At 65.0% G+C, this 24,256-nt stretch carries 26 protein-coding genes and 1 pseudogene; 5 read left to right on the top strand and 22 right to left on the bottom strand.

Features of this window, described 5'->3' with window-relative positions:
* Positions 1-583 precede the first annotated feature (583 nt).
* From ACX5I6_RS14015 to ACX5I6_RS13995, 5 genes are all read right to left on the bottom strand, one after another.
* Complete coding sequence (locus tag ACX5I6_RS14015) at positions 584-1,177, bottom strand: hypothetical protein (protein WP_461840857.1); 594 nt, start codon at positions 1,175-1,177, stop codon at positions 584-586.
* Between the two features lie 35 nt (positions 1,178-1,212).
* The gene (locus ACX5I6_RS14010; RefSeq protein WP_461840856.1) at positions 1,213-1,635 is read right to left on the bottom strand and encodes a hypothetical protein; all 423 of its coding nucleotides are present in this window, start codon (positions 1,633-1,635) and stop codon (positions 1,213-1,215) included.
* Between the two features lie 27 nt (positions 1,636-1,662).
* A complete protein-coding gene (locus ACX5I6_RS14005; protein WP_461840855.1) occupies positions 1,663-2,955 on the bottom strand; it encodes an ABC transporter permease in 1,293 nt (430 codons plus the stop codon).
* The gene (locus ACX5I6_RS14000) at positions 2,903-3,829 is read right to left on the bottom strand and encodes an ABC transporter ATP-binding protein (RefSeq protein ID WP_461841721.1); all 927 of its coding nucleotides are present in this window, start codon (positions 3,827-3,829) and stop codon (positions 2,903-2,905) included. The genes ACX5I6_RS14005 and ACX5I6_RS14000 overlap by 53 nt, the downstream gene beginning before the upstream one ends.
* A gap of 108 nt (positions 3,830-3,937) precedes the next feature.
* Positions 3,938-4,336, bottom strand: a complete 399-nt coding sequence (locus ACX5I6_RS13995; RefSeq protein WP_461840854.1) for a DUF4259 domain-containing protein — start codon at positions 4,334-4,336, stop codon at positions 3,938-3,940.
* A 39-nt stretch (positions 4,337-4,375) separates the two neighbouring features.
* On the opposite strand from ACX5I6_RS13995, the gene ACX5I6_RS13990 reads away from it, so the two are divergent.
* The 3 genes from ACX5I6_RS13990 to ACX5I6_RS13980 all read left to right on the top strand — a co-directional run bounded on the left by ACX5I6_RS13990 (position 4,376) and on the right by ACX5I6_RS13980 (position 6,506).
* Positions 4,376-5,164: an alpha/beta fold hydrolase gene (locus ACX5I6_RS13990; RefSeq protein WP_461840853.1), complete on the top strand. Its 789-nt coding sequence runs from the start codon at positions 4,376-4,378 to the stop codon at positions 5,162-5,164.
* 542 nt (positions 5,165-5,706) lie between these two features.
* On the top strand, positions 5,707-6,348 hold the full coding sequence (locus tag ACX5I6_RS13985; protein WP_461840852.1) for a hypothetical protein: 642 nt from the start codon (positions 5,707-5,709) through the stop codon (positions 6,346-6,348).
* Positions 6,348-6,506: a hypothetical protein gene (locus ACX5I6_RS13980; RefSeq protein ID WP_461840851.1), complete on the top strand. Its 159-nt coding sequence runs from the start codon at positions 6,348-6,350 to the stop codon at positions 6,504-6,506. Before ACX5I6_RS13985 ends, ACX5I6_RS13980 begins: the two co-directional genes overlap by 1 nt.
* 101 nt (positions 6,507-6,607) lie before the next feature.
* Here ACX5I6_RS13980 and ACX5I6_RS13975 read toward each other — a convergent pair whose 3' ends face one another.
* From ACX5I6_RS13975 to ACX5I6_RS13920, 12 genes and pseudogenes are all read right to left on the bottom strand, one after another.
* Entirely contained in the window at positions 6,608-6,817 is a 210-nt protein-coding gene (locus tag ACX5I6_RS13975; RefSeq protein ID WP_461840850.1) for a hypothetical protein, read from the bottom strand.
* A gap of 44 nt (positions 6,818-6,861) precedes the next feature.
* A complete protein-coding gene (locus ACX5I6_RS13970) occupies positions 6,862-7,197 on the bottom strand; it encodes a hypothetical protein (protein ID WP_461840849.1) in 336 nt (111 codons plus the stop codon).
* A gap of 29 nt (positions 7,198-7,226) precedes the next feature.
* Positions 7,227-7,586 carry a hypothetical protein gene (locus ACX5I6_RS13965; protein ID WP_461840848.1) on the bottom strand — a complete coding sequence of 120 codons (360 nt, stop codon included), beginning with the start codon at positions 7,584-7,586 and terminating at the stop codon, positions 7,227-7,229.
* Positions 7,587-7,650: 64 nt separating this feature from the next.
* On the bottom strand, positions 7,651-7,899 hold the full coding sequence (locus tag ACX5I6_RS13960) for a hypothetical protein (protein WP_461840847.1): 249 nt from the start codon (positions 7,897-7,899) through the stop codon (positions 7,651-7,653).
* 235 nt (positions 7,900-8,134) lie between these two features.
* The gene (gene nrdF, locus ACX5I6_RS13955; protein WP_018761532.1) at positions 8,135-9,109 is read right to left on the bottom strand and encodes a class 1b ribonucleoside-diphosphate reductase subunit beta; all 975 of its coding nucleotides are present in this window, start codon (positions 9,107-9,109) and stop codon (positions 8,135-8,137) included.
* 98 nt (positions 9,110-9,207) lie between these two features.
* Entirely contained in the window at positions 9,208-11,328 is a 2,121-nt protein-coding gene (gene nrdE, locus ACX5I6_RS13950; protein WP_285246337.1) for a class 1b ribonucleoside-diphosphate reductase subunit alpha, read from the bottom strand.
* Between the two features lie 20 nt (positions 11,329-11,348).
* Positions 11,349-11,818: pseudogene (gene nrdI / locus ACX5I6_RS13945) on the bottom strand (class Ib ribonucleoside-diphosphate reductase assembly flavoprotein NrdI).
* A gap of 84 nt (positions 11,819-11,902) precedes the next feature.
* Entirely contained in the window at positions 11,903-12,148 is a 246-nt protein-coding gene (gene nrdH, locus ACX5I6_RS13940) for a glutaredoxin-like protein NrdH (protein ID WP_013601222.1), read from the bottom strand.
* A 376-nt stretch (positions 12,149-12,524) separates the two neighbouring features.
* Positions 12,525-13,763: a class I SAM-dependent methyltransferase gene (locus tag ACX5I6_RS13935; RefSeq protein WP_461840846.1), complete on the bottom strand. Its 1,239-nt coding sequence runs from the start codon at positions 13,761-13,763 to the stop codon at positions 12,525-12,527.
* Complete coding sequence (locus ACX5I6_RS13930) at positions 13,763-15,136, bottom strand: class I SAM-dependent methyltransferase (protein WP_461840845.1); 1,374 nt, start codon at positions 15,134-15,136, stop codon at positions 13,763-13,765. Before ACX5I6_RS13930 ends, ACX5I6_RS13935 begins: the two co-directional genes overlap by 1 nt.
* Positions 15,133-15,864, bottom strand: coding sequence for a DUF1365 domain-containing protein (locus ACX5I6_RS13925; protein ID WP_461840844.1), 732 nt, complete (start codon positions 15,862-15,864; stop codon positions 15,133-15,135). Before ACX5I6_RS13925 ends, ACX5I6_RS13930 begins: the two co-directional genes overlap by 4 nt.
* A complete protein-coding gene (locus ACX5I6_RS13920; protein ID WP_461840843.1) occupies positions 15,861-17,258 on the bottom strand; it encodes an NAD(P)/FAD-dependent oxidoreductase in 1,398 nt (465 codons plus the stop codon). Before ACX5I6_RS13920 ends, ACX5I6_RS13925 begins: the two co-directional genes overlap by 4 nt.
* A gap of 96 nt (positions 17,259-17,354) precedes the next feature.
* On the opposite strand from ACX5I6_RS13920, the gene ACX5I6_RS13915 reads away from it, so the two are divergent.
* The gene (locus ACX5I6_RS13915) at positions 17,355-18,272 is read left to right on the top strand and encodes a LysR family transcriptional regulator (RefSeq protein ID WP_285246250.1); all 918 of its coding nucleotides are present in this window, start codon (positions 17,355-17,357) and stop codon (positions 18,270-18,272) included.
* 45 nt (positions 18,273-18,317) lie between these two features.
* Positions 18,318-18,824 (top strand): DUF2004 domain-containing protein, encoded by a 507-nt coding sequence (locus ACX5I6_RS13910; RefSeq protein ID WP_018761541.1) that lies wholly within the window; start codon positions 18,318-18,320, stop codon positions 18,822-18,824.
* 103 nt (positions 18,825-18,927) lie between these two features.
* Here ACX5I6_RS13910 and ACX5I6_RS13905 read toward each other — a convergent pair whose 3' ends face one another.
* From ACX5I6_RS13905 to ACX5I6_RS13885, 5 genes are all read right to left on the bottom strand, one after another.
* Positions 18,928-19,881: a methylenetetrahydrofolate reductase gene (locus ACX5I6_RS13905; protein WP_461840842.1), complete on the bottom strand. Its 954-nt coding sequence runs from the start codon at positions 19,879-19,881 to the stop codon at positions 18,928-18,930.
* 332 nt (positions 19,882-20,213) lie between these two features.
* Positions 20,214-20,927, bottom strand: a complete 714-nt coding sequence (locus tag ACX5I6_RS13900; protein ID WP_461840841.1) for a hypothetical protein — start codon at positions 20,925-20,927, stop codon at positions 20,214-20,216.
* The gene (locus ACX5I6_RS13895) at positions 20,924-22,903 is read right to left on the bottom strand and encodes a vWA domain-containing protein (RefSeq protein ID WP_461840840.1); all 1,980 of its coding nucleotides are present in this window, start codon (positions 22,901-22,903) and stop codon (positions 20,924-20,926) included. Before ACX5I6_RS13895 ends, ACX5I6_RS13900 begins: the two co-directional genes overlap by 4 nt.
* Positions 22,894-23,364 (bottom strand): hypothetical protein, encoded by a 471-nt coding sequence (locus ACX5I6_RS13890; protein WP_461840839.1) that lies wholly within the window; start codon positions 23,362-23,364, stop codon positions 22,894-22,896. Before ACX5I6_RS13890 ends, ACX5I6_RS13895 begins: the two co-directional genes overlap by 10 nt.
* A complete protein-coding gene (locus ACX5I6_RS13885) occupies positions 23,354-24,253 on the bottom strand; it encodes a DUF58 domain-containing protein (protein WP_461840838.1) in 900 nt (299 codons plus the stop codon). The genes ACX5I6_RS13890 and ACX5I6_RS13885 overlap by 11 nt, the downstream gene beginning before the upstream one ends.
* Positions 24,254-24,256: the final 3 nt, after the last annotated feature.

The following is a 24,256-nucleotide window of genomic DNA, read 5'->3' as shown; positions in this document are numbered from 1 at the left end:
CGTGCGAATGAAAGGCTTCCGGCGCCGGCTGGCTTTGATCCTGTGCCTTCTGGTGCCGGCGGCCGGAACAGCCGGGTGTTCCTATGACTACCCGGATCCGGCGCACAGCCCCGTCACCGAAGCTGACGGCACGGCCACGGCCGGAACGGCGGAATCCGTCACAAGCCCCGCCGACCCCCAGGTCCTCGAGCGCGAGGTGAGGAACTACCAGGATTTGGACGGACTCCTCAAGGCTGTCCCGGGGAGGTCCTCCTATTTCAAGAAGGGCCCCTGGACGGACCCGCCAGGGGGTTTGGCACCACTGAACAAGTCGCCACGGCCGGAGAATATACCGTCACGGCCGGCTGCGTCGGCGCCGCCAATGCCAAGATCTACATCCGCCAGGAAAATCCCACGGTCACCCTCTGGCCGGTCGAACTTACGGTGGACTGCCCCGGTTCCACCTCACAGGTGGTCACGCTGCAACAGGGCTATGTTTCCGCGCACCTGTCCTTGCCGACGCCAGCAGACACGCCCTGGACGGGGGCGGTGGCCGGAGTTCGGGTGACCGGTGTGTCTTAGAGGCAGCGCCAGGCCTCCGTTTTCACGTTGCCGGTTCTTGAACGTCGATATCCATCGTCTTGTCCCCGCACACCAGCCGCAGCCCCGGCTCCCCCGCATCGAGCCGGCACGCCTGGTCCGTTACCCGCGGCCACCCGGACAGCTCGGGGGCGCTGCGGGCCCACTTGTAGCGGAAGTTGCCGTACTCCGTGTAGATGTCCACCACGTCTCCGTCGAACCCGTCCTGGGTAACGAGCACCGACCGTCCGTCCGCGGCTTCCAGTCTGACCGTATCCCCTATCCCCGTGGCCCCAAGGACGGCGAAGGCGCAAACCACCCCAAGACAGGGCGCAGCCGCTGCGGCCCCCACTGCGGTCGCCCATCCGGCGAGCCGCCGGACCGGTCTCCTGCGAATACGGCCGATCAGTATCGGCAGAAGAAGCAGCAGGCCTGCCGTGCCGACGGGAACCGCGACAACGAGAAACCCAGCGGCCAGGGAGTCCAAAGGGGTGCCAACGAACAACAGTTGGTGCTCACGCCTGGCGGCCCAATATGCCTCGTCAAGTATGCAGAAAATCGTTGCCGCCAGGGCGGCGCCGGTGAGCAGGACGACGCCCCAGATCGAGCGGCTCCTCATTGTCCCGCTTTTCCAGGCGGCGGTCCGGGCCGCGTTCACCTGACGGCCACGTCCCTCCATACGGCCAGTCGGCCCAAGGCAGCGGCCAGACCAACGGTTGCCCACAGGCCAAGGGCACCGATGGACCAACCGAAGCCGAGCACGGATCCCAGCGCCCAGAAGCCCAGTGTCGGCACGATAAAGAATGCGGCAACATGGATCCACTGGTTGCGGATGGGCCGGAGCAGGCGGCCGAGGATCCATGCCAGCGGGACTCCCGTGGCCAGCGCGATGCCATACCCGTACATCAGGACCATCAGGGCAAGGTCGAGCAGGAACCCCTGCGAGGTGGCGGCCAGCACGATATACAGGCCGACGAGCCACAATGTCGTGGTGATGGCCCAGCCCTTGAAGAGCGCCCGGCCTGTCAGGATCACGCCGCTCCTGATCAGGACGTCTCCGGCGTCACCGGCTGTCATGGCACCTTCCCCCAGCCAGGACCTCGTTCATTTGGCGGCCAGCTCGTTGCGGCGGAAGGTTCCGGCGATGGAGAGTTTGCGGCCGTATTCAATGGATCCGTACCTGAACAGGTGGACGGCCAGCCGAAGAATCAGGGTCCCGACGACGAAGAGTTCGACGACGACGATGGTCGCTTCAACAGGATTGAGGGTTCCAAACCCGTTGCGGAGCAAGGCAGTGACCGGAGCGGTCAGCGGGAAGTAGGTGAAGATCTGGACGATCAGCGCGCCCGGGTTGGAGATGATCAGGCTGAATGTGTAGAAGGGGATGAACATCATCGCCACAAGGGGACCGAAAACGGTGCCGGCTTCCTTGGCGGTTGGCATGATCGCCCCGATGGCTACGAGGACGCCGGTGAAGACCGTGAACCCGCCCAGCGTGAGCAGTGCCCCGGTGATCATCGGGCCCGGTTCGAAGACCAAGGAGGATAGGTCAACCTCCGGCAAGGCCAGGCGGTCCCGGAAAAACAGGTAAGCCAGTCCCACCGGCGCCAGGAACACCAGGATCTGGACCAGCCCGACGGCGAGCAGCGAGATGATCTTGCCGGTAATCAATGTGGTTGGGTTCAGGGTGGTCAGGATCATCTCGGTGACCCGGTTTTCTTTCTCCTCCAGGGTGGAGTTCAGCATCTGGTTGGAGAGAAGGATCATCGAAATGTAGAAGATGACCAGGAACAACAAAGGCGGGATGATTCCGCCGACGCCTGGCGCGACACTGCCGTCCTTGAACGTTTGCGAGTCAAACTTGACGGCGCCGGTCAGGGCAGCGGTCAGCTCGGGTGAGCCCACCTGGTTCTGGGCTGAGACCGCCAGAAGCTCTTTGGCCACTGCCTGGTATTTGTCGTTCTCGAACATGCCCTTGTCAGTCCCGTAAACCTTCACCGATTCCTTCGCAAGGTCGGCCGGGTAGGCGAAGTAGGCCTCCGAGGTGCCGTCTTTCACAGCTGCGATGGCAGCCGCCGGGTCGCCGGCCGCCGTCCCGCCGGCGAGTTTGGCGGCAGCGGGCACGATGATCCCGGACGCATCGGTGTAGGTGAAGGCGAACCTTGCACTCTTCTGGGCGGCCGCGGTGTCCTTGGTGCTGGCGTTGGACGCGTACACCAGGGCGAAGATGAGCACGAGGATGACCGGAAGCGCCAGGGTTGCGATCACGAAGCCGCGCTTCTTGATGGTCCGGAAGAACTCGAAGGAGATGACGGTGCCGAGGTTGTGCTGTCCCATTGCCATCTCAGCCTTCCGCCAGTTCATGCTGTTCGCCGTAAACCTGGATGAAGATTTCATCCAGGGAAATCCTTGCCGGGGTAAAGGACCGGATCCCGGCGCCGGCGTCCACGAGCGCGCGGAGGACGGATTCCTCCGTTGCCCCGGGCCGCGGCGAGAGTTCAGCCCGGCCGTTCTCCTCCGATACGACGTCGAACAGCGCCGACGCAGGCAGCGAACCGTCGTGTATGACCCGGTAGACGGTGCCGCCGAATTCTTCCTGTACCTCTTCCACAGTCCCGTAGGCGCGGGAGACGCCGTCCTTGAGCAGGATGACCCGGTCGCACAGCCGTTCGACTTCCTCCATCTGGTGGGTGACCATGATGACGGTCGCCCCGGCCCGCTTGTGCTCTTCGATGATGTCCATCAACAGCCGCCGGTTGACCGGATCGAAACCCTTGGTGGGCTCGTCAAGGATCAGCAGCCCCGGGTTGTTCATGATGGTTACCCCGAGCTGGACCTTCTGCTGCTGGCCGCTGGAGAGTTTGTCGAGCCGCGTTTTGGCCTTGCCCGCCAGCCCGACCCGTTCCAGGTAGTCCTCGGACCAGGACCGGGCCGTGGACTTTGACAATCCTTTGAGGCGGCCGAAATAGACCATCACGTCCAGGACGTGTTCCTTCTTATACAGGCCGCGCTCCTCCGGCAGGTAGCCGAGGCTGGCTCCGTCCTTGGGCTCGAAGACCTTCCCGCCGATGTGCAACGTCCCTGCCGTGGGCCGGTAAATACCCAGGAGCGCCCGCAGCGTGGTGGTCTTCCCGGAACCGTTGCTGCCAAGGAACCCGAAGGTCTCTCCGGCGTGGACATCAAAGGACAGGTCCCGGATGACCGTGGTTTCCCCGAAGTCCATCCGGAAGCCTTGAATGTGTACCAGCGGCTCCTGCGCCGTTTCCCCCATTGTCATAATCCCAGCGTATCGGTTGGCGATCCCGGCGTACCGGGGCTCCTCCCCCAGGCTTTCTCTTCACGACCTCTCTTCACCACGGCCAGCCGGCCCCAGCCGCTGCTAGCTCAGCGCTGCGCGGAGCCGCTCCACCAAATCGTCGAGCGATTCGCGCCATTCCGGCTCGTCGGCATCGTCCCACAGTTCGGCAAGCTCGGATTGCTCACCCGCCACGCGCTGAACGGCTTCCAGGGCCATCTCGACATCATCCGCCGTGATCTCTGCCCCACGGGCCGCGACCCAGTCAGCAACATTCTCGGGCAGCTCACCCAGCGGATTGCCTCGGCTGGCTGACGCCACTTCCGCGGCGGCGATCGCTATGGCACCCTCGGGCGCCTCCACATACCGGTCGCCGGCCTTGGCCAGTGCCGACCGGACGACCTCCGCTCCGCCGGATTCAAGGTCTTCCAACCAGTCCAGCGCGTCGTCGTTTTCGAACGGCAGATACCCCCATGCGCCCATCCATCGCCCCTCTCGGTTTCTTTATGTGCTGGCACCAATATGGCAGAAGCATCCCAAGGAGAGAGACTAACGGCACACAGCGATGACGTCTTGACCGCTGGGTCCCAGCGGAAGTATGTTCCCCCCATGGCCAGCCATCTGCCGCGAGGCGTTGTTCTTGTACACGGCATGTGGGGTGTTCCGGAGGATTGGACATGGGTCCAGCGTGCACTCGACAGGCATGCGGGCTTGCAGGTGGCAACTCCTGACCTCCCCTCCCACCGCTCGGCTGAAGCAGGGCTGCTGGATGACGCTGAGGAGGTCCGGGAGGCCATTGCCGAAAGCCCGGAACCCACTGTTGTCGTGGGATGGTCCTACGGCACGGACGTCGTGGGAATCGCCGCGCACGGGATGCCAAACGTGCGCCGCCTGGTGTATGTTTCCTCGCCCCCACTGCAGATCCATCCTGAAGTGCGGGACGTCAGCTGGCTGGACACGATGGAGCACATGCTCCGGGACGCACACGGCCGGTTCGCCCTGGACGGCGACTGGTGGCTCAAAGAAGATGAGGCCGGCCTCCGGCTTCCGGAGGAGGTGCGCCTGTTCTTGAAGGAACACCGGCGCAGGTTCGCCACACCCCGCACCCGAAGCGATCCAGTACCGGCCGCTACCTGGGCAGAGATCCCTACGACCGTCCTCCTCGGCGTCAGGGACAACCTGACCGGGGCGGAGGCGCGTGCATGGGCACGTCAGGCCGTGGACGATGTCCGGGACATCGACACTGACCATTTCATGTTGTTCAATCGCCCGAATATTGTGGCGGACGTCATTCTCGAGCAGTTGCCATGAGCCTTCGAACAGCGCACGCTAAAACACGCCATGCCTTGACCACCTAACTATCAGCATGCTTATGATAGGACTCAACGGATGGGGATCCGGGTTGTGGAGTATCGAAAGGGTGCGCTCAGCGAACGGGGCGCACCTTTTTCGTGTGCTCATGGTCCGGAGTTGCGTCCCGGGACTCCGAGCCTGAAGTTCTACTCTGTCACCATGCACCCCTTAGTGGCGGTCGGCCTAGTGATCCTGGCCGGGCTGGCGTGGACAGGCACGGTTGTGACCTTACTGGTTGCCTTCGCGAAGGTACGAAGCGCGAAGGCGTTACGCGCACGGGACCTGGAGTCGCGAAAATCTGATGTAGCTGCCGCGCGTATGTAGCGGTCCCTGCGTACCCAAGCGCTGCCAGCCGACCGTCAAGACGCGAGGTCCTGGCGGTGGATCCGGCGGGACCGACCGGTAGACTGGGCGGGGTAAGGACGGATTGGGGGATCCGCGGCTGGCTCACAACCTGCCGTTCCGCTGGTCGGTCAACGCCAGCACCCCAAGGAACCGCTTTGACCTTCTTCCAGGACCTGCCCGTACCCGAACCACCTCGCCGGGGCCGTACCATCCGTTACGTGCCGCCCGTATGGGCGGGCGCCCCGCGGCATGAGCTGCCCGCAGTGGTAGCGGTTGGCCGTTTCCTTCATCTCTCGCCGACGTTCGTCATGGCCGTTGAAGCCGTCAAGGTCTATTCCACGGGCTGCCTTATTGATCTGTCGTGGAAGTTGCGTCGGCATGCAGAGAACGACGAGGAATGGGCTGAGCTGAACGCGTCGTTCTTCAGCCAGCCGCACGCCCGGTGGGCCAAGGCCAACATGCCGCTCGCGGCCCTTCTCTGCGGAGTGGAGTTTGCCGACGGTTCCAAAGCCTCCACCGGGGCGATGCTGAACAGACCCCACCCTGCACCCGACGCTCCCCAGCCGGAGCCGCCGGTCATTCTCTTCCAGGGCCAAGGCGGCAGCGGCGGGGACGACGAGATGGCGGCCAGCGGAACCCTCTGGCTGTGGCCCTTGCCGCCGGCCGGCACCATGCGCCTGGTCACCCAATGGACCGACATGGGCATGCCCGAAGCCTCCATCGACCTCGACGGAACCGAACTCCGCGAGGCCTCGGCGGGCGCCCGGCAGTACTGGCCGGAAGGAGACGGGGAGTAATGGCACTCGACAGCTTGGTCCTGACCGTCGTCTTCGCAGCGGTGTTCTTCTACATCCTCTACGGCGTCATCCGCGCCGCCGTCCGTGACGGCATCCTCCAAGCCGATGAACGGCGACAGAAAGCCCGTCAAACGGCCGACGGCGGAAGCGGCTCGTAAGCGCCTCGAGGGGACCGTGACACCCGGCTTCGATACGCCGCCCTTGAGTTGGCAGGCTGGCGCAAGATCCACGACAACGTCCTCGTTGGGTCGATCACAGGCTAATAGAGCAGCACCAGCGTCAGGCCGCCCAATCCCAGAACGCAGCAGAAGAATATGCCGGCCATCTCCAGTCCGCGGACCTGCTCGCCACTGAAGGGGTCAGGCCGGCGAAGCATGACACGGATAATGACGGCCTGACGGCGAGCGATGGGCTTGCGGATGACAAACCACACCAACGCGATAACCCGGAACGCCAGCCCACCCTGCATGCGCTTGTCCTAGTCTTCGTCGCAGGTTGCCGGGCCCGATCGAGTCACCGCGGCAGATTCATCAGGAGGACCACACCGATGGCAACCCCCAGCACAGCAATCCCTGCGCCAACTATCCGGTAGACACCGTCGTCCGGAGCCGAACCCTTTGCATACAGCGAGGCGTTGTTCTGAGCAACCTTCCCGAGCCATTGCGCCGATCCGCGGACGTCTGCAAGAAGGCAAGTGCCCAACAGTACAGCGGCGCCCGCCGCCACACCCCCCGCATACACAACGTAGGGCCGCCCCATCTGGCCAAGCAGGACCAGGGCCGCGACGGAGAGAAAGAGCAGCCCGCCAGATAACATCAACGGCCACGGAATCCCAGGTTTCGGTTTCATCAGATCCCCCAAGTTCGCACAGCGAGTCGTCATACTGCCATGAGCATAGGGGCCAGCCCCCGCCCCAGAGAAGTTCTCAACTTGCCCTGATATTCATCTTTTCGGGAATCGTTCCGGGTGCTTGGGATCCCTCCCCGCTCCCGCCAATACTCGTCGCGCTGCCATAGGGAAAACCGGATCACGGCGGTGCCGTAAACGACGACGAACACGGCCTCGACCGGCAGCATTGCAAATCGCAAAGAATCGGGAATGTTCGGGATTAGGTTCCACACCGCGAAGACGAGCATGAATGGCAACGACCAATACGTGATTCGGGTAATCCTGCGACGCGCCTCATCCGTGGAAGCCAGGGGCTTCCCGTCCTGAGGATCCTTCGGCGATGCTGGCATTAGTGCAGTGAACCACCGGCGCGCAGCCGCGGCAAGCTGTTTGAGGGTATCTTGCGCCCGCAGGCTACTGTGATGCCGTCTCGATGGCCTTCTGAAACTTCTGCAGCGTTTCAGGGTTGGCCGCGATCTCGATGGTTCCGCCGTCGGCTTCCAGGGTTATGATCCGGAGCCCGGCAGCGAATTCGGATACCGCAGGAACATCAGCGACTCGCCCTGATCCTCCAGTCGGACTTGCGTTCGCCGCAAGCGCCTCTGGCGACAGCGATAATGCCACCTGCAGTCTTGGCGATAGCTCCCGCCACCACTTCCTCATGGCGAGAGTCTAGGCAAGGCCCCGCGCCTACGCTATGCCTCCCAGTCAGACTCATCCTCGGGTCGCCGGTGTGGCGATCCCTCAGCGGTGCGCCGGTACGCCTCCGTTCAGGGCTAACCTTCCTGCCGACCCCACCATGCCCTTGGCCCCTCAAACGAAATGACCCCGCACGCCTCAGCATGCGGGGTCATTCTGGTATCCAGGAAGGAGGTCAGCCTTTTGGAAGACAGGAGACCTAGAAGTCCCAGTCCTCATCCTCAGTATTAACAGCCTTGCCAATGACGTAGCTCGAACCCGACCCGGAGAAGAAGTCGTGGTTCTCGTCGGCGTTCGGCGACAGGGCCGAGAGGATCGCCGGGTTCACGTCGGTCACGGAAGCGGGGAACATCGCCTCGTAGCCCAGGTTCATCAGGGCCTTGTTGGCGTTGTAGTGCAGGAACTTCTTGACGTCCTCGGCCAGGCCCACACCGTCGTACAGATCGTGCGTGTACTGGACCTCGTTCTCATACAGCTCGAACAGCAGCTCGAACGTGTAGTCCTTGATCTCCTGGCGCTTCTCCTCGGAAACCTTCTCCAGGCCCTTCTGGAACTTGTAGCCGATGTAGTAACCGTGCACGGCTTCGTCGCGGATGATCAGGCGGATCAGGTCAGCGGTGTTTGTCAGCTTGGCCCGCGAAGACCAGTACATGGGCAGGTAGAAGCCGGAGTAGAACAGGAAGCTCTCCAGCAGCGTGGAGGCCACCTTCCGCTTCAGGGGATCGTCGCCCTGGTAGTAGTCCATGACGATCTGGGCCTTCTTTTGAAGGTTCTCGTTCTCCGTGGACCAGCGGAACGCCTCGTCGATCTCCTTGGTGGAGGCCAGCGTGGAGAAGATGGAGGAGTAGCTCTTGGCGTGCACCGACTCCATGAACGCGATGTTCGTGTAGACAGCTTCCTCGTGCGGGGTCAGCGCGTCCGGGATCAGGGAGACCGCGCCAACGGTGCCCTGGATGGTGTCCAGCAGGGTCAGGCCGGTGAACACGCGCATGGTGAGCTGCTGCTCGGCCGGCGTCAGCGTGTTCCAGGACTGGACGTCGTTGGACAGCGGCACTTTCTCCGGCAGCCAGAAGTTGTTCACCAGGCGGTTCCAGACGTCCACGTCCTTGTCGTCCTGGATGCGGTTCCAGTTGATGGCCTCGACGTGGCTCAGCAGCTTGACCTTTTCGGTCATGTCATCCCCTATGCGTTGGGTGGGTTTTCTCTAAGTTAAAGCGTACGACGGCGGGCGGGCACCCGCCGTCGTACTTGGCTAGTTAGTTGAAGCCTCAACTACAGCATGCAGCTGACGCAGCCCTCAACCTCGGTCCCTTCCAGCGCGAGCTGGCGGAGACGGATGTAGTAGATGGTCTTGATGCCCTTCTTCCAGGCGTAGATCTGGGCCTTGTTGATGTCGCGCGTGGTGGCGGTGTCCTTGAAGAACAGCGTCAGCGACAAGCCCTGGTCCACGTGCTGCGTAGCCGCTGCGTAGGTGTCGATGACCTTCTCGTAGCCGATCTCGTACGCATCCTGGTAGTACTCCAGGTTGTCGTTGGTCAGGTACGGCGCCGGGTAGTATACGCGGCCCAGCTTGCCTTCCTTGCGGATCTCGATCTTGGACGCCACCGGGTGGATCGAGGAGGTGGAGTTGTTGATGTAGGAGATCGAGCCGGTGGGCGGCACGGCCTGCAGGTTCTGGTTGTAGATGCCGTGCTCCATGACGGAGGCCTTCAGCTCGCGCCAGTCAGCCTGCGTGGGGATGTGCACGTTCTTGAAGAGCTCGCGGACCTTCTCGGTCTGCGGAACCCATTCCTGCTCCGTGTACTTATCGAAGAACTCCCCCGAGGCGTACTTGGACTTCTCGAAGCCGCCAAACGTCTGGCCGGTTTCGATGGCCAGCAGGTTGGAGGCGCGCACCGCGTGGTACACCACCGAGTAGAAGTAGATGTTGGTGAAGTCCAGGCCCTCTTCGGAGCCGTAGTGGACCCGTTCCCGCGCCAGGTATCCGTGCAGGTTCATCTGGCCCAGGCCGATGGCGTGGCTCTGGTCGTTGCCCTTGGCGATGGACGGCACCGAGGTGATGTTGGACATGTCGGAGACGGCGGACAGCGAGCGGATGGCGGTCTCGATGGTGAGGCCGAAGTCCGGCGAGTCCATGGTCTTGGCGATGTTCAGCGAGCCCAGGTTGCAGGAGATGTCCTTGCCGGTGTCGGCGTAGGACAGGTCATCGTTGTACGTGGTGGGCTGGGAGACCTGGAGGATCTCCGAGCACAGGTTGGACATGATGATCTTGCCGTCGATCGGGTTGGCCCGGTTCACGGTGTCTTCGAACATGATGTACGGGTAGCCGGACTCGAACTGGATCTCGGCGAGGGTCTGAAAGAACTCGCGCGCCTTGATCTTGGTCTTCTTGATCCGGGAATCGTCCACCATCTCGTAGTACTTTTCGGTGACCGAGACGTCGGAGAACGGCATGCCGTAGACGCGTTCGACGTCGTACGGCGAGAACAGGTACATGTCCTCGTCCTTCTTGGCCAGCTCGAACGTGATGTCCGGGATGACGACACCCAGGGAGAGGGTCTTGATGCGGATCTTCTCATCCGCGTTCTCGCGCTTGGTGTCCAGGAAGCGGTAGATGTCCGGGTGGTGGGCGTGCAGGTACACGGCACCGGCACCCTGGCGGGCACCGAGCTGGTTGGCGTAGGAGAAGCTGTCTTCGAGGAGCTTCATCACGGGGATGACGCCGGAGGACTGGTTCTCAATCTGCTTGATGGGCGCGCCCACCTCGCGGATGTTGGTCAGGGCGAAGGCCACGCCGCCGCCGCGCTTGGACAGCTGCAGCGCGGAGTTGATGCTCCGGCCGATCGATTCCATGTTGTCTTCGATGCGGAGCAGGAAGCAGGAGACCAGCTCGCCGCGCTGCTTCTTGCCGGCGTTCAGGAAAGTGGGGGTTGCCGGCTGGAAGCGGCCCTCGATGATCTCGTCCACCATCTGCAGGGCGAGCTGCTCGTTGCCGCGGGCCAGGTGCAGGGCAACCATGCACACGCGGTCCTCGTAGCGTTCCAGGAAACGCTTGCCGTCAAAGGTCTTCAGCGTGTACGAGGTGTAGAACTTGAAGGCACCGAGGAAGGTTTCGAAGCGGAACTTCTTCTTGTAGGCACGGTTGAACAGTTCACGGATGAAGTTCATCGTGTACTGGTCCAGCGTTTCGCGCTCGTAGTACTGGTTCTTCACCAGGTAGTCGAGCTTCTCCTCGAGGTCGTGGAAGAACACGGTGTTGTTGTTCACGTGCTGCAGGAAGTACTGGTGGGCGGCCTCGCGGTCCGCCTCAAACTGGATTTCGCCGCTGGGACCGTAGAGGTTCAGCATGGCGTTCAGCTCGTGGTAGCCCAGGCCCTTGTAGGCAGCCGGCATCTCGGGCTTCCCGGCCCTGGTTACTTCTGTGTCTGCGACAGTCGTGTCCAAAACGTGTCCAATCCTTGGTTGACCCGGGTGACGTCTTCCGGCGTTCCCATAAGTTCGAATCGATAAAGGTGGGGTACTTTGCACTTGGCGGCGATGATGTCACCGGCCATGCAGTAGTTGTCCCCGAAGTTCGTATTGCCGGCACCAATCACGCCGCGGAGCAGTTGCCTGTTCTGCGGGTTGTTGAGGAACCGGATGACCTGCTTGGGAACGGACCCCTCTCCCCGGTGCCACCGTAAGTAGGCACCACCAGCACGAACGGCCGGGTGGCGAGGAGGGGTGAGTCCTTCGCGTAGAGCGGGATCCGGGCCACCTCACGGCCTAGCTTCCTGACGAAGCGGCCGGTGTTCTCGGATGCAGAGGAAAAGTAGATGAGCTGGCTGCCGGTGCTGACCGGCTCCGCATCAGCCTGTGCACCGGCCAATGCGGACGCCCCCATGCGCTGAGCCGCATGGTCACGCTGTGCTGTGGGTGCCACCATGGACGTCACCTCAGCTTGTTGCTGTCGGGAAAAGCGGAAACCTTAGGCCACGGAGGAAACGGCGGACAGTGCCAGTTCCTCGATCTTGTCCGGGCGGAAGCCTGACCAGTGATCCTGGTCGGTGACCACAACGGGAGCCTGCATGTAGCCCAGCGCCTTCAGGCGCTCCAGCGCCTCGGCGTCCTGGGAGATGTCGACGCTCTGGTAGGTGATGCCCTTTTTGTCGAGCGCACGGTAGGTGGCGTTGCACTGAACACACGCAGGCTTCGTGTAAACCGTTACGGTCATTGTCGCTGTCCCCTTAGTTGAAATCTCTTGCTGGTGCGGTGTCCCCGTCCAAGCCGTATGTAGATACTACATGTAGTGCAGGCGCCTCTTTTGGACCCCAAGATGATGTATTACAAGTATGTCATTTAATGCACCGTTAATCCACAGGCAGGGGCAAATAAAATGGCCGGGATCCCGGGATTTTTGTGCGCCCCGTCCACACCCTGTGGACTACTTAGCCACGATTAACGGCCAGCGTGTCGCGAAATCGACGGCGTGTCGCGGCGTTGTCCACAGGGCTCCCGGGCACGGAAAAGGGGTCCCGAAGTGACCTTCGGAACCCCTTGGGGTGACCAATCGCACCCGCCGCCTGGTGCAGGTGCCGCGGCGGGAGCCGCTACAGCGGAACGGGCCTGCTGCAGAGGATCTGCTCTACGCCCATCCGGCCTTCGGCAAAACTGCGGAGGGCCCCCACCAGGTACAGCCGCCAGACGCGGACCACTTCCGGGCCCATCATTTCCTCGGCCCGGTCCAGGTTCTGCTCGAACGTCGCATACCAGGCTTCAAGGGTGCGGACGTAGTGCCTGCGCATGCCCTCGACCCCTTCCACCTCGAACCCGGCGCCCTCGAGGAAGTTCAACGTCTCCCCCACCGGGCGCATGTGCATGTCCGGCGCGATGAAGGATTCGATGAATGGACCGCCGCCGGGGTGGCGGCCGCGCCGGGACATCTGCTGGACCAGCACTTTCCCGCCCGGCGCCAGGTTGTCGAACAAGGCCTGGGTGTAGACGGGATAGTTCCTCTGCCCCACATGCTCGCCCATTTCCAGGGAGGCGACGGCGTCGAATGGCCCGTCCGGGATCTCGCGGTAGTCCTGTACCCGGATCTCCACCTGGTCCGCCAGGCCGTACTCTTTGATCCGCGCGTCGATGAATGCTTTCTGCTCCACGGAGAGGGTGACACCCACCACCTTGGCTCCGTACTGCCGCGCGGCATGCAGGCTGAGGGAACCCCACCCGCAGCCAACGTCCAGCAGGCGCATGCCCGGTTCCAGCCCGATCTTGCGGCACACCAGGTCCAACTTGTCGCGCTGGGCATCCTCGACGCCGTAGCCGGGGCCGGGAGCTTCCATCCAGTAACCGCTGGAGTAGGCCATCTGCGGGTCCAGGATCAGGCCGTAGAAATCGTTGCTGAGATCATAGTGGTGGCTGATCGCGGCCCGGTCACGGATCAAGCTGTGCAGCCGTCCCCGGACCTTGGCCTGCGTTGCCGGTGGCGCCGGCGGTGTCCCCAGGGCCCCGGCCGAGCGGGCGATCCTGCCGATCCCGGCGATGACTCCGGGCGTAAGGCGGATGCCGGACAACCGGCGTTGCCGGACCACTTCCCACAGCTGCTGCAGCGCGGAATTGAGGTCACCGTCAATGTCCAGTTCGCCCGTGACGTAGGCCTGTGCGGCGCCAAGTTCACCTGGGCTCCACAGCAACCGCCGGATGGCATCCGGGCTGTTGAGCCGGACTACCGGAGCTTCCGCCGGCCCCGCTTCCGATCCATCCCAGGCCTTCAGGCGGACGGGCAGCTCCCCGCCCACCACGGGCCGCAGTACCTCCGCGATCGTTTCGGCAAGTGCAGCGGTCATCAGCGGCCTCCGTTGACGGCAGCGTTCTTCCTCCGGTCCAGCACAATTTGCTGGACGTTCAGGTAGCCCGAGGCAAACCCGGCCCTTGAATAGCAAAGGTAGAAGAGCCACATCCGCTGGAAGACGGCGTCAAAGCCCAGTTCAGCCACCTCGTCCTTCCGCGCCATGAAGCGCTCCTCCCAAAGCCGCAGCGTCTCTGCGTAGTGTTCGCCGAAGGCAAGGCGTTCACGGACCTGCAGTCCGGTCCGCTTCTCCGTGACTTCCTCGATGGCGCGCATCGACGGGATAACGCCGCCCGGGAAGATGTACTTGTGCACCCACGTATATCCGGTCCGGGTGGCCAGAAGCCGGTCATGCGCGATGGTGATGGCCTGGATGGCCACCTTGCCGCCGGGGGCAAGGACCCGCTCGATGGTTTGGAAGTACGTGGCCCAGTATTCGTAACCAACGGCCTCGATCATCTCGACCGACACGACGGCGTCGTATTCGCCCTCCACGGCACGGTAATCCTTCAGCTCAATGGTCACCTGGTCCGCGTAGCCTGCCTCCGCCACCCGTTTCCGGGCCAGCGCCTGCTGCTCACTGGACAGCGTGACCGAGTAGACGGTGGCGCCGCGGGCGGCTGCACGCAGCGCCAGTTCGCCCCACCCGGTGCCGATCTCAAGCACCCTGGTTCCGGGTCCGACGTCGGCCTTGTCCAGCAGCCGGTCGATCTTCGCCTGCTGGGCGGCGGCGAAGCCCTCCCACGGCATGTCCTTCACGGCACCACCGGACGCCGGGAAGAGCGCGCTGGAGTAGGACATGGTCTCGTCAAGGAACGTGGCGAACAGTTCGTTGGAGAGGTCGTAGTGGCGGGAGATATTGGAGCGGGTGTTCTTCAGGGAGTTGCGTTCAGTCCGCGGCTGGCGCGGCAGGAAGATGGACCGCAGTTTCTGCAGCGGAACCGGTATCAGGGTGCCCGCCCGCTCCGCGAAGACCTCCAGCACTGCTGTCAGGTTGTCTGCATCCCAGTCGCCCGCCATGTAGGACTCGCCCAGGCCGATCAGCCCCCCGTCGCCCAGCCGCAGGGCAAACTGCGCGGGCCGGTGGATGGTCATGACGGGCGCACCCGATCCGGCCGGAGCAGAACCCAGCACTTGGCCATCGGGGTAGCGCACCTCGAGTGGCAGGCGCCGCACCGCGGCCTTGAAGATCCCGTCCGCAATCCGAGCTGCACCGTTGGCCTTGAAACCGGAAGGCACGGCGGCAATTCCCGGCCAGATGCCCGCATCGATGGACGCGGGTGGCCGCGGCACGGTGTACGGTGCGGCGGAACCGTGATGGTCCGCCGGCCGCTCAGCCGACGCGGTGCCGTTATCGTCCGTCATTGTCATTGAACTGCCTCCTGTGGGGGGTGATGTGGTCTGGCGACGACGGGCAGGCGTCTTGCCCAGAGCTTAACGCCCTGAAGCCGGATAAGTGCGGATACCAGCATCGGCGCGGCAGGCACTGCAACGGCTGCCGCGAGGATGTTCCGGAGGGTGGCCGGTTTACTCCTGCCGTCCATGGTTGCCACGAAGGGTCGGTGCCCTTCGCGTTCCAGGACGATTGACACCGCAAGCCGCTCGCCGGGGGCGGGCAACTTCATCCGGTATTCGCCGTCAACGTCGTTAAAGGGTGAAACGTAGAAAGCCTTCGGCACTGACGCGCGCCCCGAGGGGTCCGTCCGGAGCAGGTAGCAGTGCCGTTCGCCATAGGTGTTGTGGACCTCGGCCACCACGCACCGTAGCTCTCCGTTGGTGCCGTAGCACCAGAAAAGCGTCAGCGGGTTGAAGACATAGCCAAAAACCCTGGCACTGGTCAGCATGTGGATGGGGCCGCCATCGGGCTCGATTCCCTGTGTCCGCAGGTAACGCTCCACGTTGGCCCTGAAGCTGGCCCGGGGATCGCCCAAGTGGTCTCCCGCACGGAATTCTGCCAGCGGCCGGAGCAGGGGTGGCAGGCGGGGAAGGTCATCCACGTCCACGAACCAGCTGTAGCTGCGGTAGGTGAAGGCGTTCTTCATTGGGGTCTGCCGCACATGCGAGATGGCGGTCCGGTAGATGGCGGCACCCATGGTCACGCCGGTTCCGCCGCAAGCAGTTCCCGCTCCCCTTCGCCGGAGGAGTCTCCGCCGTCAGCGGCCCGGGCCACCGGCCAGGTGCGGCCGAGCTTCTCCGCGGCGCGGACCCCGGAGAGGGCGCCGTCTTCGTGGAAGCCCCAGCCAAGGTATGCCCCGGCGTAGGCGATCCGGTCGTTGCTGAGCGCCTTGATGGCCTGCTGGGCCTGCAGGGATTCGGGCGTGTACTGCGGGTGCTCGTAGACCATCCTGTCCAGGACGGCGACGTCGGCAATCAGCTCGGACTCGCCAAGACTGACCAGGTACGGCCTTCCGTCGGCGGGTTCAAGCCGCTGCAGCCGGGTCAGGTCGTAGCTGACCAGGACTTTGTCCGGGCGGGCGTCGCAGCCGGGAAGCCGGTAGTTCCATGAAGCCCTGGCGTTCTCCGCCGCGGGCAGGACTGCGGGGTCCCGGTGGAAGACGGTGTGGTTGACCGAGTACGGCATGCCGCCGAGCGCTTCCTTCTCTTCGGGCGTCGCGTCGGCCAGGAACCCCAGGGCCTGTGCCGGGTGGGTGGCGATGACGACGGCGTCGAAGGCTTCCAGCCCACCGGCAGTTGCCAGTTCCACACCGTCAGGGGTCCGCCGGAGGGTGGAGACCGGGGTTTCCAGCCGGACGTCGGGAAGGGTCGCGGCCAGCTTTTCGACGTACCGGGCTGAGCCTCCGGTGACGGTGCGCCACTGCGGTGAGCCTTTAATGCCCAGCATCCCGTGGTGGCCCAGGAACGTGAAGAGGTACCGTGCGGGGTAGGACAGTGCGGTGGCGGGGTCGCAGGACCAGACGGCGCTGACCACGGGGGTCATGAAGTGCGAGATGAAGTAGGGGCTGAACTTTTCCCGCTCCAGGAAGGCGCCGAGCGTCAGTTCGGGCACATCCACCCCGCCGCTGACGGCCGACGGCGGCGCGGTCCTGAGCAGTTCCCGCGCCTTCCGGTAGAAGCGGGTGACCTCCAGGAGCATCAGCAGGTAGCGGCCGCGCAGCAGGCTCGATGGTTTGGCGATGATGCCGCGGGCGCCGTCCCGGGCGCCGGCATATTCGAGTCCGCAGCCGTCACAGCGGATGGACATGCTCATCTCCGAGTCCTGGGTTTCCACGCCCAGTTCGGCGAACAGGCGAAGCAGCGTGGGATAGGTCCGTTCATTGTGAACAATAAAACCAGTATCGACGCCGATGGCGCTGCCGTCCGGCTGCGGCATGTCGTGGGTGTGGGCATGGCCGCCCAGCCGTGAATCTGCCTCGAACAGGGTGACGTTGTCCTGCCGGTTCAGCACGTAGGCGGCCGTAAGTCCGGCCACGCCGCTGCCGATGACGGCGACGCGCCGCCGCCCGCCTGCATCTACTGCTGGATTAGGTGACAATTCGTGCTCCTCTGTTGGACATCTGCCGCCGGACCGGGTGTACAGAGGGCAATTCGGTACCGTGGCGGCGGCGGATGGGTGCAGTACTGTGGGCTGGTGGTAAACCCCGTGCACTTGAAGACCTTATTGGAGGTCACGCGGCTGGGCTCATTCGCCGCGGCGGCCGCGACACTTGGTTACACTGCCTCCGCTGTTTCGCAGCAGATGTCCGCGCTGGAGCGCGACACCGGCGTCACGCTCTTCCAGCGCTCGGCGCGGGCCGTGGTTCCTACGGAAGCCGCCGTCGTCATGACCCGCCACGCCGCGAAAGTGCTCACGGACATCGAAGCACTGATGGCGGCCGCGTCAAGGGCACAAGACACGGGAAGCCAGGAACTGCGGCTGGGGATCTTCCCCAGCCTCGCCACCTATGTCCTGCCGCGGATCCTGAAAAACCCGGCCTGGAAGAAGTTGGGCATCGACCTGCGGGTCTCCGTGGCTGAACCGGGCCAAACCATCCAGGGGCTGCGGACCGGCGGTGACCTCGACCTGGCGGTGGTGTTCCAGGTGGGCCAGACCGGCTTCGCCTGGCCCAACACGATCAACCGGCAATGGATTGGCGACGACGATTTCCGCGTGGTGCTGCCTGCCGGCTGGGGATTCCGCGCCGACGCGAAGGTGGCAGCGGACCATCTCTCCGAAATGCCATGGATCATGCACCACCCCGGCACCAGTGATGCCATGGTGATCGAGCGGCTCTTCGCCGGCTGCAACCTGCACCCGCGCGTGGTGGCGCACAGCGACGACTTCCACGCAAGCCTGGAAATGGCGGCCGCCGGGCTGGGCGCTGCCCTTGTCCCGGAGCTCGCGCTTCGGAACAAACCCGCGGGCGTGGTGGTGCTGGACGTCCCCGAGATCCGGCTGGCACGCAACGTGTTCGCGCTTCTGCTCAATGACCGGAAAACGGCACGGGTTCAGCTGTTCGTTGACCTACTGGCTGAAACCCTCGCCGGCATGCGCACCGCAGTGAATTAGCCCCGAACGCTGGAATGGTCTGGCCTTCGGGTCTATGTTGAGAATATGAACAAGGTAGCGAGCCAGCACTTTGGAGAGATCGACCTGAACCACGGCATGGACCATCTCTTTGCCGCCCGGCATGAGCTGCGCGGCCACCCGCTGGAACTCGACCTGAACATCAATGCCCACGACCACTTCGATGAAGCCGCGCTCCGTAAGGTCGAATACCGGCTGCGTTTCCTGCCCGAACTGGTGGACGAGGTCCGCGAGATGATTGCCGAGGAACTTGAGCAGGAAGGCACCAGCCCGCAGGAATACCTGCACTTCCACTGCAACGCCCTCAAGGAAGAACATCTGCACAAGGTGTTCGGTGTCCAGGACCGCAGCCAGCTGACCAATGAGGTTTTCCTCAAGGCACTGAAGCTCGGCCATGTGGGCATCTACCCCGGCCAGCCCGAACGCTACTTTGTCCTGGACTTCACCCTCGGCGAGCACTTCACCGATGAGGTCCTGGTGGCCTGCGCTGACCAGGACGGCGTAGTCGACGACGAGATCGTCTGGGAGTCCTGAGGCTGCCCGGTTAAAATCCGACGCCGTCCATGGCGGCGGCGTAAATCTCCCAGGAAGTGTGGAGCGTACGAGGGTGGTCTGGGGGGTTCGGCCGGGAAAGTGCTCAGCTGGCGAGCTGGGACCGGGCGGCGGAGTCCCGGCGGGTGTGGCGCGGCAGGGCCAGTTTGTCCAGCACCTCCAGTGCGCTTTGGTGCTCGTTGAAGGTGTAGAGGTGGATACCGGGGGCTCCGGCATCCAGGGCAGCATTGGCCAGGTCCACCGTGACGTCGACGCCGATGTGCAGGCGTTCGAGGTCGCTGTCGGCGGCGGCCAGGCGTTCCATCAGTGCGGGTGCCGGTTCGACGCCGGCCAGTTCACCGAGCCGGGTGAGCCGGCGCAGGCTGGTGAGCGGCATGACGCCGGGGATGATCGGGATGGTGACTCCGGCGCGGCGTGCCCTGGTGAGGAGGTTCGCGTACTGCTCGGTCTCGAAGAACACCTGGGTGATGGCGAAGTCGGCGCCGGAACGCTGCTTGGCCAGCAGCACCTCGACGTCGTGTTCCTCGCTGGGCGATTCCGGGTGCCGGGAGGGATATGCGGCCACGCCGACGGCGATCTTTCCGGCGCAGAGCAGGGCTGAACGCCGCTGCTCCACCCGCCTGATCAGCTCGATCAGGTCCTGGGCGTACCGCAGCGCACCGTCGGAGGGCCGGACGCCGTCCTTGGGCAGGTCGCCGCGCAGGGCAAGGATGCCCCGCACTCCGATGTCCAGCAGTTCGCCGATGATTCCCGCCAATTCCTGCGGCGTGTTTCCCACGCAGGTCAGGTGGGCCAGCGGCCGGAGGGTGGTCTCGAGCAGGAGCCGGTTGATGAGTTCGACGGCGGTGTCGCGGTTGGATCCGCTGGCACCGTACGTCACGGAGACGTAGTCGGGCGCCGTGGTTTCGAGTTCACGGATGGTGGTCCAGAGCGTCTCGGCAGCGGCCGGGGAGCGCGGCGGGAACAGCTCGTAGGAGAGCGCCACCGGGGCGGTGTCGGAGAGGTTTGGGTGTGCTTCGATGAGGCTTGGTGGTGACATTTGCGTCCTTGGCTTTGGGCCATTGGGGTTGCCTGCCGGTGAATGTGCAGGAAAACCGCCAATGAATTGAGTTTGGGGAAGACGGATGGACTCCATTGAGGACGCAGCCGCGACTGTTACGCCTGGAATGAAGTAGTCCGTGAGCAAATGTCAGGCCCACATGGGGGCACCCACACCCCCCGGAACGGAGGATCGCTGACACGTTACCGCGGTAACTTGTCTATGACTCTATGAGGGCCCGGAGGGTGCATTCAAGTCGGCAACCGAATAAGACGCAGTTTTACGGTGTGTTTCACAGCTGCTGCAGAATTTCCTTCGCCGCTGGACCATCCCTACCAGGGCCGGTCCGGCGCCGTTCCACTGGTGTCGTCCAAGTACTGCTCCCGTTCGCGGCCGCTGTTCCTTTCCCGCTCGGCCTGCCGCGCGCTGTCCTGTAGTTGGTCCAGCTGGCTTTGCCGCGCCGCTGCCGAGGGGTCCGGCGCGGGCTCCGTCGATGGTGCCGCTGTTTGGCCTGGCGCCTGGGCGGCCGAGTTGAGCTTTCCTTCCAGCCGTTCGGCGGCTTCCCCCAGCCGTCCGCCGGCTCCGGCTGCCGCGTCCGGCGACAAGCAACCCGGTGCCTCGTTCGCCGCGGTCAGTGCGGCCTGGTACAGGGCAGCGGCCGACGCCGGGTCCCCGGCCTCCAGCCGTTCGTCACCAAGGCGTTCAATCACCAGGGCCAGGTTGACCCTGATCAGGCATTCATCCCCGGAACCGGCCGGGACGGTGCGGAGCGCCGTTTCGAAGTCGGCACGGGCGGCCCCGTATTCTCCGCGCAGCACCGCAGCGCCGCCGGCGGCGAACGGCGCCTTATGCGGCTCCACCACGTTGGCCACGCCGAGGCCACCGGCGGCGGCGTCCACGCCGGCGGCGTCCCCGGCCGCGTAACGTGCGGCAGCAGTGCCGGCAAGGACGCCGAGGCTGAGGAGCTTTGCCGCCACGCACAGCGCCAAGAGCACAGGCAGCAGCGACCAGAGCAGCATGCGCCGGCGGCGGGCTGGAGCCCTCACGGTGTGGCCTCCGCCCGTGCGGGCCACGGGAGTCCGCGGAGCCGGCGAAGGACAGCCGCCGCTTCTGGCAGGGCCAGCAGGAAGGCGCCGGCGGCCAACAGCCAATAAACCTCGGTCCGGGCCGGGACTGAACCGTCGCCGTCCGAGTGTTCCGGCTTTCCCGGGCGGGCCTGACGCATCATGTCCGCCACGGCGCCGCCCGCGTCCCGATGCACGTACGGTACGCCCAGTTGCGCCGAGATGGTCCGTAGCCGCCCCTCGTCGATGACGGAGCGTGCGTCCCCTGCGCCGTTGTCCTGGACATATCCGCTGTGCGGTCCTGTCGCAGCGCCGCCGGCGGAGCCGTCGCCGGCGTCCAGGCCGGTGTTTTCCTTCATCCGGCCGCCCTCCGCCGTGCCATAGCCGAGGACCGCTCCTCCAGCCACCAGCCCGGCGTCGAACGCCATTGCCTCCGGTTCCTTGCCGCTGGTCTGTTCGCCGTCTCCCAGGTAGTACACCAGCCGCGGGCGTCCTGGGTGGCTGTCCCGGGCGGCGGCCAGCCGCTCTGCGAGGACCTGCCTGGCGGCGCTGATGCTGCTGCCCTTGGCGTAAGCGGTGACCTGGGGCTCCAGGATGTCGGTGAGGGTCTCAAGGGCAAGGGTATCGGTGCTCAACGGCATCCGGACGTGTGCGGTGGTGTCGAAGGTGATGACCGAAAAACGCGCGCCCGGCAGTTGTTCCGCAATCGCTTTGATGTCCTTGCGGACGCCTTCCAGCCGCGGGCTTCCACCGCCGTAGTCCTCGGCGACCATGCTGGTGGTGGTGTCCACCACGAAGAAGACGTTGAGGTCCGTCGAGGCGGCCTGCACGGTTCCGCCGGGCAGGCCGGGGCGCAGGGCGGCTGCCCCGACGAGCAGGACGACGGCGGTACGCCTGAACCACGCACGTCGCCCCGGCCCGCGACGAGGCGGCGTGCCATGCCGGCCGCGCCTCAGCGGTGGCTGCACCTGCCAAAGCGCAGCGAAGAGCACCAGTGCGGACAGCGTTGCCGTGGCCAGCGGTACTCCCGGAACCTCCGTGATCACGGCCCGCGGCGCTCCCTGGATGGCAGCGGTCTCGGTCTTTTCGACACCCGCCACGATCCCGGCCACGGCGTCAGGGCTGTCCAGGGCGTAGTACGAGCCGCCCGTGGACTCCGCCGCGGCCCGCAGCCGGGCTCCCGGCTGGTCCGGCCCGGAGCCATAGTCAACGTCCCCCGGGTTCAGGGCGTAGACGTGCACCGACCTTTCCCTGGCCAGTTGCGCCGCCTGCTCCAGGGTAATGATGGGTGTGCCGGAAAGGAAGTTGTCCGTGGCGAGCACTACCGACCGCGACCGCTGCGCCCCGGCGTCACCTGGGCCGGTGGCGCCCTGGAAGCTGTTCAGGCAGGACGCCAGGCCGTCGCCGATCAGCGAGGAACCTTGGCCGTTCCAGGTGCCGTCCAGGAATCCGGAGCTGCCGGGTTTGCCGTCGAAAGCGTCCTTGGCGGACTGGAGCTGCTCCTGGGCGTAGGCGTAATCGTCCGTCAGCGGGAACACCTGGATGGCGCTGCTGTCGAAGATGGTCAGGCCGATCCGCTCGCCGTTGAACTTCCTGGCCAGGCCGGCGAAGACGTCCACCAGGGCGGCGTCGGCGTCGCTCATGGAACCGGACGCGTCCAGGCACAGCATGATGTCCCGGTTGTGCTGCTCCGGCCTGGTGGTTGCCACGTCCACGGGGCGGGCAGCGGCCACCGCCGTCGAGGCCAGCAGCAGGGTACAGGCGGCCCCGGCCACGAGCAGCCATCTCCGGTGCCGCCGGAGGGCAGCCTGGTATTCCGGCAGCGCGGTGAGCCGGTCCGCGTGGGCCACCGGGCGGCGTCGAACGTCTTCCCGTCCGTTGCGCCGCAGCCCGGCCCATATGGCCCACGCCACGGCAGCGGCAGCAGGCAGCAGCACCCACCACAACATCAGCTCCATGCGCGCACCGCCGCCGAAGCCCGTGCTGCGGAGGCGCCCACGGAGGGCAGCGGACCGGGCCCGAATTCGGCCGGGTAGAGGGCTTCGACGGCGTCCGCGGCCGCCGGAAGCGGGTGCTGCGCCAGGTCCTGCTGCGTCATTCGGGTGGCGTCCACCCCGGTGGCGTCCCGGACGAAGCCGCGCAGGAGCATGCTGATCTGCTGGTGCGCGGCCCGTGCGTCGAGGGTGCCCGCCGCGGCATCCCGTTCGGCGTCCTGGATGCGCTGCAGGTAGGCGGCCTTGAGCGCCGGGAGGTCTGTCAGGGCGGGACGCGCCGGTGCGGGACCGGATGCGGGGGCGGCACGGGAGCTTAACCACACGTAGGCGTACCAGCCGGCCACCAGGGCCAGGATTGCCGCTCCACACCACGTCCATGCGGGGTTGTACGGCAGCGGTCCGTAGAATCCGGGGTCAGCCTGCACGCCGGTGCCTTTCGAGCAGGGCAAACAGGCCGGTCATGACGTCGCCGCTGGCGGCCACGGCCCCCTCGACGATCCCGGCAGCACGCAGCATGGCCTTGCGATCCGCGTCGCGCTGGGCGACCGCGGTGGCATAGGCGGCCGCCACCGCGGCCGACGCCGCAGGCTGGGAGGCCAGGAGCGCGGAATCGGCCACGCTGAAGGAATCGGCTGGGGAAGACTCCATCCTTTCCGGGCTGGACGGTGACAGGTCCGCGTCCCGGACCGTCAGCCAGAGAATCTCGTGCTGCGCGCGGAGCTTGCGGAGGAGTTGGCCCGTGCTGGCGTCAGCGGGCAGTTCATCCGCGACGACAAACAGCAGGTGGCGGCCCTTGACGTTTCGGGCCACATGCTCCAACTGGTCCTGGAGCCGGCTCGGGGGGCCGTCCAGCCTGGTGTGGGTGTCGACGTGCCTCAGCAGTCGCTCAAGGTGCTCTTCACCGCCCTTTGCGGGCAGGGACCGGGTGGCGGAAGAGTCGCCGCAGACCAGGCCCACCACATCACCGTGGCGGTGCGCCAGGTAGCCCAGGACTCCCAGCGCGAGGATGGCAATGTCCTTTTTTGTTTCCCCGGACCAGGCCTCTGCGGCCATGTTGCGCCCGGTATCGGTAACGAGGAGGACCGTTTGCCTCCGGACTGCCACATAGCGCCGGATCAGGGGTGAGCCGTGGCGCGCCGAGGCCTTCCAGTCGATGTCGCGGACCTCGTCCCCGGGAACGTAGGCACGCAGGTCATCGAAGTCGAGGCTGCGGCCACGGAAGACGGAACCGTATTCGCCGTCGAGCATTCCCCGGGCTTTCCGGTGCGCGAAGATGGCCATCTTCGACTTCACGCGCTGGAGCAGGCTTGGCATGCG

The organism is Arthrobacter sp. MMS24-T111, assembly GCF_054888995.1.
The sequence above is the reverse complement of the archived record's forward strand: the minus strand, read 5'-3'. Positions and strand labels throughout refer to the sequence as shown.

What these genes read in the sequence shown, in the direction of transcription:
- ACX5I6_RS14015 (WP_461840857.1), bottom strand. Translation starts at nt 1,177, where the DNA reads ATGAGGAGCCGCTCGATCTGGGGCGTCGTCCTGCTCACCGGCGCCGCC.
- ACX5I6_RS14010 (WP_461840856.1), bottom strand. Translation starts at nt 1,635, where the DNA reads ATGACAGCCGGTGACGCCGGAGACGTCCTGATCAGGAGCGGCGTGATC.
- ACX5I6_RS14005 (WP_461840855.1), bottom strand. Translation starts at nt 2,955, where the DNA reads ATGAAATCTTCATCCAGGTTTACGGCGAACAGCATGAACTGGCGGAAG.
- ACX5I6_RS14000 (WP_461841721.1), bottom strand. Translation starts at nt 3,829, where the DNA reads ATGGGGGAAACGGCGCAGGAGCCGCTGGTACACATTCAAGGCTTCCGG.
- ACX5I6_RS13995 (WP_461840854.1), bottom strand. Translation starts at nt 4,336, where the DNA reads ATGGGCGCATGGGGGTATCTGCCGTTCGAAAACGACGACGCGCTGGAC.
- ACX5I6_RS13990 (WP_461840853.1), top strand. Translation starts at nt 4,376, where the DNA reads ATGGCAGAAGCATCCCAAGGAGAGAGACTAACGGCACACAGCGATGAC.
- ACX5I6_RS13980 (WP_461840851.1), top strand. Translation starts at nt 6,348, where the DNA reads ATGGCACTCGACAGCTTGGTCCTGACCGTCGTCTTCGCAGCGGTGTTC.
- ACX5I6_RS13975 (WP_461840850.1), bottom strand. Translation starts at nt 6,817, where the DNA reads ATGCAGGGTGGGCTGGCGTTCCGGGTTATCGCGTTGGTGTGGTTTGTC.
- ACX5I6_RS13970 (WP_461840849.1), bottom strand. Translation starts at nt 7,197, where the DNA reads ATGAAACCGAAACCTGGGATTCCGTGGCCGTTGATGTTATCTGGCGGG.
- ACX5I6_RS13965 (WP_461840848.1), bottom strand. Translation starts at nt 7,586, where the DNA reads ATGCCAGCATCGCCGAAGGATCCTCAGGACGGGAAGCCCCTGGCTTCC.
- ACX5I6_RS13960 (WP_461840847.1), bottom strand. Translation starts at nt 7,899, where the DNA reads ATGAGGAAGTGGTGGCGGGAGCTATCGCCAAGACTGCAGGTGGCATTA.
- nrdF (WP_018761532.1), bottom strand. Translation starts at nt 9,109, where the DNA reads ATGACCGAAAAGGTCAAGCTGCTGAGCCACGTCGAGGCCATCAACTGG.
- nrdE (WP_285246337.1), bottom strand. Translation starts at nt 11,328, where the DNA reads ATGCCGGCTGCCTACAAGGGCCTGGGCTACCACGAGCTGAACGCCATG.
- nrdH (WP_013601222.1), bottom strand. Translation starts at nt 12,148, where the DNA reads ATGACCGTAACGGTTTACACGAAGCCTGCGTGTGTTCAGTGCAACGCC.
- ACX5I6_RS13935 (WP_461840846.1), bottom strand. Translation starts at nt 13,763, where the DNA reads ATGACCGCTGCACTTGCCGAAACGATCGCGGAGGTACTGCGGCCCGTG.
- ACX5I6_RS13930 (WP_461840845.1), bottom strand. Translation starts at nt 15,136, where the DNA reads ATGACAATGACGGACGATAACGGCACCGCGTCGGCTGAGCGGCCGGCG.
- ACX5I6_RS13910 (WP_018761541.1), top strand. Translation starts at nt 18,318, where the DNA reads ATGAACAAGGTAGCGAGCCAGCACTTTGGAGAGATCGACCTGAACCAC.
- ACX5I6_RS13905 (WP_461840842.1), bottom strand. Translation starts at nt 19,881, where the DNA reads ATGTCACCACCAAGCCTCATCGAAGCACACCCAAACCTCTCCGACACC.
- ACX5I6_RS13895 (WP_461840840.1), bottom strand. Translation starts at nt 22,903, where the DNA reads ATGGAGCTGATGTTGTGGTGGGTGCTGCTGCCTGCTGCCGCTGCCGTG.
- ACX5I6_RS13885 (WP_461840838.1), bottom strand. Translation starts at nt 24,253, where the DNA reads ATGCCAAGCCTGCTCCAGCGCGTGAAGTCGAAGATGGCCATCTTCGCG.